The 11,770-nt window shown below is 65.2% G+C and carries 7 protein-coding genes; all 7 read right to left on the reverse strand.

Translation table 11 applies throughout. The features are described 5' to 3' along the window. A partial coding sequence (gene vgrG, locus OW493_RS16730) for a type VI secretion system tip protein VgrG (RefSeq protein ID WP_289864952.1) occupies positions 1–611 on the reverse strand: 611 nt, incomplete at its 3' end. A 166-nt stretch (positions 612–777) separates the two neighbouring features. Continuing rightward, positions 778–1,935 (reverse strand): hypothetical protein, encoded by a 1,158-nt coding sequence (locus OW493_RS16735; RefSeq protein WP_289864953.1) that lies wholly within the window; start codon positions 1,933–1,935, stop codon positions 778–780. Further along, entirely contained in the window at positions 1,935–3,047 is a 1,113-nt protein-coding gene (gene tssA, locus OW493_RS16740; protein WP_084208877.1) for a type VI secretion system protein TssA, read from the reverse strand. The genes OW493_RS16735 and tssA overlap by 1 nt, the downstream gene beginning before the upstream one ends. A gap of 374 nt (positions 3,048–3,421) precedes the next feature. After that, positions 3,422–3,967 (reverse strand): type VI secretion system tube protein Hcp, encoded by a 546-nt coding sequence (locus tag OW493_RS16745; RefSeq protein WP_084208878.1) that lies wholly within the window; start codon positions 3,965–3,967, stop codon positions 3,422–3,424. 260 nt (positions 3,968–4,227) lie between these two features. Then, positions 4,228–6,720: a type VI secretion system membrane subunit TssM gene (tssM, locus tag OW493_RS16750; RefSeq protein WP_289864954.1), complete on the reverse strand. Its 2,493-nt coding sequence runs from the start codon at positions 6,718–6,720 to the stop codon at positions 4,228–4,230. Further along, positions 6,717–7,736, reverse strand: coding sequence for a type VI secretion system-associated protein TagF (gene tagF / locus OW493_RS16755; protein WP_289864955.1), 1,020 nt, complete (start codon positions 7,734–7,736; stop codon positions 6,717–6,719). The genes tssM and tagF overlap by 4 nt, the downstream gene beginning before the upstream one ends. A gap of 4 nt (positions 7,737–7,740) precedes the next feature. Next, entirely contained in the window at positions 7,741–11,769 is a 4,029-nt protein-coding gene (locus OW493_RS16760) for a type VI secretion protein IcmF/TssM N-terminal domain-containing protein (protein ID WP_289864956.1), read from the reverse strand. Position 11,770: the final 1 nt, after the last annotated feature.

An 11,770-nucleotide genomic window follows, 5' to 3' on the forward strand; every position in this document is an offset into this window, starting at 1 on the left:
AGGCGATGACCATTGAAATCGCTGTCGTCAGAGGCGTGTTCGAAGTAGTAGAACAGCCCCTCCTGCTCCATCAGGCGATTGACGAACTGGAAGTCGCTCTCACGATACTGCACACAGTAGCTGCGCGTCGGATACTCGCGGCGCAGGTCCAGCCGCCAGCCGCCCTGGGCTTCGCCTTGCGCGATGGCGTGATTCGAGAATACCGACTCGATCACCTCGACGGCGGTGAGGTCCTGGAAGATGCGGCTGTCGCGGCCGAGCTTGAGCATCGTCATCCACGGCACCAGCGTCAGCTGGTAATAGAAGACGCCGCCGTCCTCACCCAGCAGTGCGGCCGACTCGACCAGCCCAGAGAGCTTGCGGTAGCTGCCATCGGCCTGACGCACCGAGAGCGCCGCCGGCTGCGCCATCAGGGTCTTGAGCTCGATATCGCCATTCTGGGAAATGCAGTCGAGGGTATAGGCAAAGGGACGCGACATGCGCTCTTCCCCCACCAATCGATGCGGGATGAAGTCCGCACCACTCATCTCAAGCGTGAGCAGGCGCTCGTTCTGATCCAGTGAAATCTCGAACGACTCCAGCAGGCTATCCAGCCAGGAATTCTCTGCCATCCTTAACATCCTCACGGTGCGCGCGCTTCTTCGCTCGGCAAGCGAGTGCACCGGCTTGTTCAGTTCGGGTCATGCGTCTCAAGACGCAGCGATGTGCAACATAGGACGAGCACAGTCAACACAGGACGAGCACAGTCAGCACAGGGCAAACGCAGCACCGTCAGCGCTAACCGGCACAGGGCATGAGTGCCAGTACCTGAGTCTGAGTATCGTCTCGCAGCGATACGACCAGGGCGCTGTCGTTGTCTTCCAGTTCCGCGATCGCCAGCACCAGCGCCAACGCCAGCCAGGCGTCTCCCGGCCAACCGCAGAAGCTGTCGAGCGTGGTGCCATCCTCGATCATGTCCAGTCCCGGCCAGCGGTTCATCAGGCTGGTGCCGGCTTCCACCGCGCGGCCGGGCAGCCCGAGGCTATCAATCACCAGACGCATGGGCTCGAACGGCTCACGGGTAGAGGCATGCTCGTCATTCTCCGCCTGCACGGGCCACTGGCGTTCGATCAGCTGCATCAGCGGTGCCGACAAGCGGCGCAGTTCTCGGCTACCCCGCGCCGGATGGGTCAGCGTTGCCGCCAGCGGCACCTGCCAGCCCTGCAAGGGAGCCGGTGAGTCAGGCGCGAGACGCTCGAAGAGCAGTGCCGCGACAGCCTCACCGGGAAACAGACCGCTGGGGCGGGAGGCATACGCCAGCTGTCCGCGCCGCGACAGTTCCGAGACACTGCTGTCGAACAACAGCGAGTCGACGCTGAGCCAGATGACATGCGGCATGCCGCTCGACGCTTCGGCGGCCAGCAGTTCATGCAGGCCCTGCTCGGCCGCCGCGCGATGCGAGACGCTACCCAGCGCGTCGGCGAAGGGCGTGGCCGCCACCGTCTCGCGCAGGCGTGCGATGAACCCCTCCACCAGGCTGGCATGACGGATCGGCGCACTCAGCACGATATCGAAGGGCGCGCCCTCCGGCAGCGCTTCCAGCATCAGCAGCGCGTCGATGATCAGGGCCTGGATCAAGGTCTCGAGCCGCTGATGGCGGCGATCGAGACGTGCCACCTGCTCGCCGGAGGCAGGCGATGCGCCCGCCTGGCCCAGCGCGATTTCGTGCACCAGCAGGCCATAGCCATCCGGGCCACGCAGGGTCGCGGAGATCTCAGCCGCCGCCGATGACGGCAGCTGCCCCTTGGCCACCGCCCCAGCCGAGGTCAGCGCCACGCCATCCAGCAGACACAGGGTGTCAGTGCGGTAGTCGCTGCGCACCTTGGTGACCGGCGCCTCGGGCTCTGCCGGGCGCACCTGCTGCAGGCGGTCATAGATCGAGCTCTTGAACATCATCAGTGATCATCACGCCGCTGAGTGCCCAGGGTTTCACGGATGCCGTCCACGACATGTTCCTCGCGGATGACATCACGCAGCCATTCCTCCAGCGGCATGCGGCCCCAGCGCACGGCGCGTTCGACCAGATACGGCACCGGACTATGCGGTTCGCTGCCCTTGAAGTACTGGGCGACGCCATTGAGCATGTCGAAGGCTTCCTCGCGGGTCTGCGGCGTGGTGCGCAGTGCCGCCGGTGCCATGCCCGCCTGAGCGGATGGCGTGACACTCGCATCCCCTGTGGAGGCATCGCCACTTGCGGCGTCCGTCACTTCTGCATCGCTCTCGGCAGATGCCTGGGCCTCATCGTCCAGGCTGACCCCGCGCTCGCCCAGCAGCCGCTCGATCAACTGGGTGCAATCCGCCAGACCACGCTGCAGCTGACTGAAGGTCGGCGCGCTCACCCCCAGCTGCGCATTGAGCTGCGCCACCAGACCGGCCAGCGCCTGCTGGCACTTGACGATCTGCTGGTGACGCTCGCGGAAGGTCGCCGTCTCGGTCAGCACCACGGAGCGCTGGAAGATATCGGCGTTGATCTTGCCATCGGCCAGCGCGCTTTCCATGGCATCCACGTCGGTACGCGCCAGGTTCTCGACCTGACGCGACTCCTCATAGCGGTCGAGCCCGTAGAGCTGCCCTTCCACCAGCGGCAAGGTGCCGATCATGCCGGCGAGGGTGTCATCCAGCCAGGTCAGACGGGCGACACGCTCTTCATCACCTTCCTCGAGCGTCGGGTAAAGCGTCTCCCAGTACTGCTCACACAGCGCCGTCATCAGCTCCAGCCCCCAGGCCAGACCCATGAAATGATCTCGATGCGCCAGGCCTTCGCAGAGCCAGCCCGCCAGCGACAGGTCCTTGCTCTGCTCGGCCAGACCGTCGGCAGTCAACGAGATGACGGCGTTCCAGTCGGACTTCTTGAGATCGGCTTGCCATTCGCCCTGGCTCAGGTAGGCCGGGTCTGCGCGACGCGCTTCCTTGATCTCATCAAAGAGCAGCGAGAACCCCAGGTCCTCTCCTGTCCCATGAGCGCCGATTGGCGCGAGCAGTTCGTCGCGGTCCCATTCGTCGGCCATCTTGTCTCTCCTGAATCACGTGTTGATCGCGTTGCGAGGCAACGCCTGCGAAATCACTGTGGCGCAGTGCTGTTGTGTCAGAGCCAGTTAGCACAGCGCTATTGGTATAGAGCTATTGGCACAGACCCTGTGGGCAAAGAGCTGTTGGCACAGAACTGACAGCGCAATGATTTCGCAGGCGCTCATCGAAGCAAACGGGGGTGCGCAAGGGGAAAACAGACATGCCGGGAGAGCCTTTCGCTCCCCCGGCATGCCTTCTACCCGGACGTGATATCCCCTGAAGACGAGCTCACGCCAGCACGCTGGCCAAGCCCCGGGATGCCACCCTCCTGTTCATGGACGACGACTCACGCCGCCGCGCCATGAGCCGATGCTCAGGAGTAGACGCGGTTGCGCGTGCGATCCCAACCACCGGTGATGTTGCCGCCACCCTGGCCATCGCTGCGCTTCTGCTGGGTGTAGGTGACCTTGATACGTGCGAAGTTCAGCTTGATCTCTTCAGACGGCAGATCGTGACGCGCATCGTGCACGGAATCGGTCGCACCGCCACCGCCGGCCTGGGAGAAGGACGCCATGCCTTCCAGGTCCACGGAAGACACGATGACTTCCTCAAGCTTCACTTCCATGTAACGCACCTGCTCGCCACCGGCACGGTGAACCTGCAGGGTGATTTCCTTGATGTGCTGACCGCGGCAGCAAGCTTCGAACAGCTTCGGAGAAGCCTTGTCGATGAACTTCTTGATCGCGAACTCACTCAGGTTGACGCGCTCGGCAGACGCACCACCGGCGGAGCTGGCAGTCGCGGAAGTCGCCTGGCTGGCGCCGAATTCGAAGCTCAGCAGCTCGATCCAGTCCTTGTGGTTGGTATCCAGACTCTCGCCCGGGATGCCGTCGATCTTGAGGTAGGCGTCAAAAGCCATGGTAAAACTCCATTTCCGTCATGTGATGGGTGGGCATCACGGGTAGCAGCCCTCCCTGGCTGCTACCTGCAACGCATGTTCGGACACGCTACCGCCAGGAGATGCCATCCAGGCACCCCCACTGCGTATGTCCATGCTTCTCCGCTCTCTTGCGCCGGGCCTGCCTTCAGGCCTGTCATCCAAGAGCTCGACTCCTCCGTGAGTCGGCAAAATGAAACCGGTTGGGCGCTGCCCGTCAGTTCTGTTGTGTTCTGGTCAGGTCAGTTCAGTGCACGCACTTCAATCTCGACACGACGATTGGGGGCCAGACAGGCGATTCTCTCCGCTCGTGACATCTGGCCATCGCACTTGACCAGCGGACGATCGCTGCCGGCCCCTTCCGCACCGATCAGCTCACCCGGCAGCCCCTTGCCCACCAGATAGGTGCGCACGGTCTCGGCACGTTGTAGCGAGAGCTGGCGATTGACCACGGCCGAGCCGATCGGGTCGGCGTGGCCGGTGATGGTGATGCGCCCCAGATTCGGCGTGTTGGAAAGCCGCTCGGCGATGGCATTCAGCTGACGCTGCCCCTCGCCCTGCAGGCCCGAGTAATCCGCACGCCCGAAGGCGAACAGGGTGTCGGATTCCAGCGTGATGGTCTCGACGGTGCTCAGGGAGCGGTCCAGCAGACCATCGATGTAGTTGCGACTGGATGACACCAGGAAGGTGTTGTCTTCCAGACGCGGCACGTCCGGGCGCACCACCTGCTCGGCATAGAAGTTGACCTGACGGCTGGCATATTCCAGATCACGGCTATCGCGCGGCACATCCTCTCCCTGGGTGATGGCCGGGTACCAGTAGACCGGCATCTCGCTGCGCAACCAGTCCGCCTCGATGTCCTCGCGCGGCGTGCGCGACAGGGACAGGTAGGTCTTCAGGGTGTTGTTGCCGAAGTCCGCCAATGCCTGGGCCGAGTTGTCACGCGGCTGGGCGTGGTCCTCGACTCCCGGGACATGGATATCCGTCTCGCGCGGGCCATCCTCGCGGTCATGCACGCTGATGGTCGGCAGCATGAACAGCGACTGGTTGAGGTTGCTGGCGATCGGCACCAGCATCGTCTGACGCAGCGCGCCGAAATAGACGTCCCGCAGCGCGGGTTCCAGCGTCTCGCCTTCATAGAGCCCGAAACCGAGCGACCAGGGCACGCCATGCGCGTGATGGCGAGCATCGTAGCGGGCCGCGCTGTCGCGCAGGGCATCCAGCGTCGCCCACTGGGCATAGGCATCGGGCTCGCCGGCATCTTCCTCGTAGGCGGCATCCAATGCCTGATCCAGCGCGCCGAGCTCGCGGGTGTTGGCGGTGAAGGACACCGCCCAGGCCAGACACATCGCTCCGGCAAGTGCCAGCGCCAGCCACACCCAGCGCAGCTGACGCCGACGCTGCAGGTTGGCGCCGCCATACAGGCCGACCAGATGCTGATCCGGCAGCAATACCCGCGAGAACAGCCCCGAGACGAACAGCGGCTTGCCATCCTGATGGCCCGGCGCATGACGCTCGGTGACGGCAAAGCGTGACGCCACGTTACGCCCATGGGCTGCCGTGCTGGCCTGCCCCTCGGAGAGCGCACTGGTGAAGTAGAACCCGCGCAGCAGCGGCGCTGCCTGATAGGGATTGACCTTGAGCAGCTCGGTGACGAAATCGGTCAGATGCGGTGCCAGCGCTTCAAGCTCACGCGGGAATTCCACCGCCGCCGGGGCCTCGCGGGTGCGCACGATGTCACCCTCGACCAGACAGCGCTCCCCGGTACCCGCGCAACGTGCCACCAGGCGTGTCATCGCCTCACTGAACCGTGTACGCCAATCCGCCTCGGCATAGCCCTGGTGCGGGAAGCTCATGCCCAGCACTTCATCGCGCTGCGCCGGTGCCAGCTGGGCATGGAACTCGCGGAAGCCCGGGATGTGGTCACTCTTGGTGAACACCAGATAGATGGGCAGCGCGGCGCCCAGACGCTCGTAGCTTTCCTGGATACGCTCGCGCAGCTGATGGGCCAGTGCCTCGACGTCATGGCGGTTCTGGAGCACCTCATCGATGCTGACCGCGACGATCAACCCGTTGAGCGGCTGACGCGGACGATAGCGACGCAGCATGTCGAGGAAGGCACGCCACTTGCCGACTTCCTCCTCGGAGCTGACATAACGCCCCGCGGTATCCAGCAGCACGGCCTCACTGCTGAAGAACCAGTCACAGTGACGGGTGCCGCCGATGCCCGCGACACGTGCGCTTTCGCGCTCCGCGAAGGGGAAATCGAGTCCGGAGCGCGACACCAGCGTGCTCTTGCCCACGGCCGGCTGACCGATCACCAGATACCAGGGCAGCGTATAGAGCAGATCACCCTGACGAGTGAACCAGCCACCGCGTTTCTCGCTGGCACTCTTGCGCATGCGATCCAGCGCGGCCAGCAGGCGCTCGCGCAGCAGGCTGACTTCCTCGCGGTCCTGGGGTGCGGCGCTGAGCACGGCGTCATCGGCGTTCTGGATCAACAGCGACTCGACATCCTTGCGCTCTCCCACCCCGCGATAGAGCAGCAGCAGATACAGGGCGGAGGCCACCAGAAACGCCAGAATACCGACCAGCAGACTGTCCAGTGACGAGAAGCCGAGCCCGACACCGGCGCCCCAGACCACGAAGATGCCAAGGAAGAACAGCACGCCCAGCCAATACGGGCGGTACTTGAGGAGGTAGTACTTGAGAACGTGAAGCTTGAACTTGTTCATGTCGGTGCCGATTCATCCTTGGGTATGTCGCCGAATACCGTGTCGTCACTGCCCGCCCTTGTCCCCTGCGGCCCCGGGTCATCTTTCCGGTCATCTGACAGAGCGGCGATGTAGGCTCCCATGCCCAGTGTCGAGGCGTGAGACGCCTCCAGCGGACCAGCGTGAGGCTCCCCGCTGCCGAGCAGGCGCCAGGGCCCGAGCACCTCGAAGGCGGACTCCGCCAGAATGCGCAGTGCGTCATGATCGTCACGCGTGAAGCGCATCAATGTCGGGCGCATGAAGTCATCGACGATCACGCTGATCTGCCCCGGCGCGCCATTGTCATGCTCCAGCCAGTGCAGCCACAGGTCCGCCGCGGGACGCTTCAGCGCGCGCTCCGGGGGCAGTGGCAATGCCGCCTGCCCCCGGGTGTCATCACGCGCGCCCCCTGTCGCCAGCTGCCGGCGCGATGCCTGCATGTCCTGCGTCAGTCGCTGGGCGCTCACGTCAGGGAAGCCACTGGCCAGCGCCCGCGTGAGGTCCCCATAGCGCACGTCTTCCAGAAAGCGCGCGAACAGACGCCGATGCAGCTTGAGATCGGAATCATCCAGCGGGCGTAGCGCCTCGATTCCCGTGAGCAGACGCTCCTGTGCCTTCTGGGGATCTGCGCAATGCATCACATCGCGCAGCAACTCCCGCACCTGCCCGGCGAAGGTCTCGCCGAGGGTATGCACCCCGACACTGCCCTCCACCACCGGCGAGACGGCCAGCCGCTGGAAGACCAGCAGCGGGTAGCGTCGCCCGGAGGCGTCCTGCGACGGTGACATCGCCCCCATCAACCAGGCTCCGCTGCTGGCGCGGTAGTGAAAGAAGCACAGCGGCAAGGCATCGAAACGTGCCTGCCAGTCTTCGTCGCGCTCGGCCATGCGATTCAGCGCCCGCTGCCACCAGCCATCCAGTTCCCGGATGTCCTTGTGGCCCGCGTGATGGGCGATGAAGTCCGCGCTGCCGGGCAGCTTGCCGAAGAAGCCGATCATGCGGTCATCTCCCGGCGACCGAGGGCATGGACAGGTTGCGCACCTGCTTCAGGTCCGTCAGTTTCACGCCACCGAAGTTGCGCGCCTCGAAGCTCACCGGGCCCACCGGGGTGTACCAGGTGAAGCGCTGACGGGCGGTATCCAGGTCTGTCACGTCCGCGGACTCGATCAGCTTCAACAGGCTCCAGCGATTGGGGAAGTTGAAGACGGTGATGCGGCGGCCGTCACGTGTCACCACCTCCAGTCGGGCGCCGGAGACTTCCGGATCACCCGGCCAGACGAAGCGCTGCCAGTGCTGACGACCATTGCGATAGGTCTGCTGCTGACCGTCCAGCGTCAGCTCGATCGAGATCAGCCGGGAGGAAGGCCGGATCATGATCTCGAAGCCGTTCTCCACATCCGCCAGACTCTCCAGCACTCGGCCCACTGCCGTGCCCTTGGTGATGGTGGCGGTGATCTTGGGGTCCACTAGCGGCGTACCGTCCTGCTCACCCTCTTCCAGGTTGCCGACTTCTTCATTGTCGAAGCGGGTCAGCAGACCGCTATCGGGGTCGATGAACTGACGCAGGTCACGCACCGAGGTCTCGTTGGCGGAATCGCTGACCGGATAGCGGCCACTGACCATGCGATGCCACGGCGAGACGACCTGCTCACCCCAGGCGGCGGCCAGCTGTGACGCCACCGGTCCCTGCAGACTGGCCACGGAGTAATCGATGGGCGCACGGAACAGACGCTGCAGCGACTGCACCAGCGGTTCCTGCGAGGTATCGACATTGGCGGCCACATAATCACGCGCCGCCGAGATCTCATTGGGCTTGCCGCCGATCATCTCCGCCAGCAGCTGCTTGGTACGCTTGCCGACATCGCCACGCTCCAGTCCGTCGAGACGTACCTTGAGCTGACGCAGGCGCAGCTGGTAGCGGTTCATGACCGAGGCATCGCCATCCTGCCCCTCATCCTGGGCAAACAGGCTGGCGACCGGCGCGAAGTGGTCCGCCAGCTTCCCGTCGTGCACGTGCGGCAGGCCCTGCAATGCGCCGGTACGCTGTGCCAGCTGACTGCCATCCTCCTCGACCCACGCCAGCGCCTGATCCCACAGGCCCGCCGACTCGGCCGCCGGGGCCGGTACGTCACCCTCGGCTTCGCGTGGCTGGGGCGTCTTGCGGGCCTCGGCATCGCGGCTGTCCCAGCGGGTGTTGTCATCCACCACGGCCAGCAGTGTCTTGAGCGGTGAGCGCTGATAGTCGCTGAAGCGCGCCAGACGCTGACGCGAGAGCGCCAGACCTTCGAAGCGACGCACGCCGACATCGGCCAGGAAGCGCTCCCAGGCCTCGGCATAGTCACGCTTGTAATGCGCCAGAATCGCCTCGGCGAATTCGGTCTTGCCCTGCTCGGCATCCGGGTTCTCGTCTTCCAGCACCCAGTCATGCTCCACCGGCAGGTCAGAACTCAGCGTCTTGAGCAACTCGGAACGCACGAACTCGTCCCACACGCGACGCGTGAAGAAGGCCGGCACGGATTCGCCGGCGTACAGCAAGCCACGTGCGCCCTCTTCGGGCAGCATCACCGAGAGCGTCATCGACGGGAAACGGGCTTCGGCCGCCAGACGCAGACGCAGGTATTCCCGCTCCGCCGGCGAGTTGTCGAGCAGGAAGGCCTTGAGGTCACGGCGGGAACGCGCGACGCGATCCTCATCCCGCACCAGGGCAGGTGCCTTGCCCTGCGCCAGATATTCGCTGTAGAGCGCGACATTGTCGGCGATGCGTTGATCTCCCCCCGGCACATGGCGGTGACTGTCCGCCAGCTGATGCCAGGCGCGCGGCAGGGCTTCGCGCACGAAGGCGACGTCCGGATGTTCCGCAGGCTCGCTCAGGATCAGATACAGCTTGAGCGCATCGTAGGCATCGATCAGCCCGGCGACCTGCTCCGGCGTCAGCTGGTTGAGCACTTCACTGGAGAAGGCCGGACCGCCCGGCATGCCGCCGTCCGGGCTGCCCCCCTCACCCGCCACGGTGCCATCGCCGCCCAGTCCCGCGGACGAGCCACGGAAATTCTCGGCCTTGTCACGCAGCGCTTCACGCCCCTGCTGTCGGGTGCTCCAGTAGGCGTCATTGACGCCGCCGCGCAGGCGGTAATCCGCCTCGCCCTTGAGCTGACTGGCCAGTTCGCCCGGTGAGCGCGGCACGCTGCCCAGCGTCGGGCGCTCAGTGAGACGCTGACGCAGGCGCTCGCCGCTCGAGGTCAGCAGTGACTTGCCATCGGCGGCCAATGTCCGCGAGGCATCGCCCCCGGGTCCAGCGCCCTCACCGACGTCCTCGCCACGGGTGCGCCGCGAAGCGGACTCGGAGACGATGCCCAGCGAGACCGCCAGACGCCCGACCGCCCGAAGGCGAGCGTCGAGATCTTCCGCCAGCGGTGCCAGAATCTGCTGCTTGAGCGTCGCGAAGTACTGTGCTTCAAGCGTCGCGCTCAGACGCTCTCCGCCATCCAGTCCCATGTGCTGATACCAGGGCAGACCGCCCTCTTCGCGGGCCTGACGCACACGCGACAGCTCAGCGTGGAGCAGGTCGAGCTGCACGCTGGGGGTCACGGCGCCATCAAGCGATGTCAGCTGCGCATCGACGGCCTCGAGACTGGTGCGACTCTGGTAATAGGCGTTGCCGAGCAGGCCCAGCGTCACCGCACCTGCCACCCCGCCCACGCCGATCAACAGCGGGTTCAGGGAACGCCGCTGACCATCGCGCGCGTAGTGACGCACCAGGTTGCGGTCCGGAATCATCACGTCACGGAAGACACCGCCGACGAAATAGGGGCGATCACTGACCGTCGCCGTCGCTGAGGCTGGCGTCGCCGCCTGGGTGCCCGCCGGTTCCTTGAGCGCAAAGCCCTGACGGACCTGCTCATCGAGAATCGCCGGCATCGCACTGCCGTCCTGCAGCGCACTGGTGAAATAGACGCCACGCGTCAGCGGCCCGCGGGCACTGTTGCGACGCAGATCGAAGGGCTCCAGGAAGTCGGCCAGCAGGCCTTCCATCTCGGCGATGTATTCCGGGAAGTGCAAAAGCTCGCTGTCCGCCTGCTGGCCACGCTCACGCAGGGCGGCTTCCACATGGCCACGCAGCCCCGCCACCATCTTGGGGAAATGCCGGGAGAAGGCCGCCACGACACCCTCGCGACGCGCCTCGGCCACCGAGAACGTCATGCCCCACGGCGCATGGCGGGCATCGCTGTCCAGCGTATTGAACGCGGCGGTGAAGCCCGGCAGCTGGTCGGCCTTGGTGAACATCAGATAGACCGGCGGCGAGGCATCCAGCGCATCGCGGAAGTCATTGATGCGCTCGATCAGCTGGCGTGCCAGCGCATGATTCTCGTCACGCGGCGCATGCAGCAGTGCCGGCAGATCCACTACCACCACCAGACCATTGATGGGCGCACTCCGTCGACGGCGTGCCAGCAGACGCAGGAAGTCGGCGAAGGCACGCGCCGGCTGCTCTTCGGCCACATAACGCCCGGCGGTGTCGATCATCAGGGCGTCGTTGCCGAAGTACCAGTCGCAGTACTGGGTGCCGGAATCCCCGCCCAGCCCCGCCACGCTGGAGCTCAGGCCGGAGCGTGTCAGCAGCGAGGTCTTGCCGGAGGACGACAGACCCAGCACCAGATACCAGGGCAGATCGCTGAGCGAGGCACTGCCACCCTTGTGCAGACCACGCTGGGCACGCAGCATGCGCAGCGCCGACTTGAGACGCTCACGCAGCACTTCGTAATCGCCGGCTTCGGTGGCGGCATCCGCAGCTTCGCGGTCCACTTCCAGCTGGACGAGGTCTTCCAGATCCCGCTCGGCGCGCACCTTTCGATACTTGCGCAGCACGATGGCCAGCAGCCACACCGCGGTCAGCAGCGCCACGGCGATGGCCAGGCGTTCCAGCGAGCCACCCAGACGTGGCACCCACCAGACGCACAGCACGACACTGGCCAGCCACAGCAGTGACGACGCCAACCAGAAACTCTTGAGGAACCCCAGCACCCGTTTCATT

Source organism: Cobetia sp. 14N.309.X.WAT.E.A4 (assembly GCF_030397495.1).
Lineage (GTDB): Bacteria > Pseudomonadota > Gammaproteobacteria > Pseudomonadales > Halomonadaceae > Cobetia > Cobetia marina.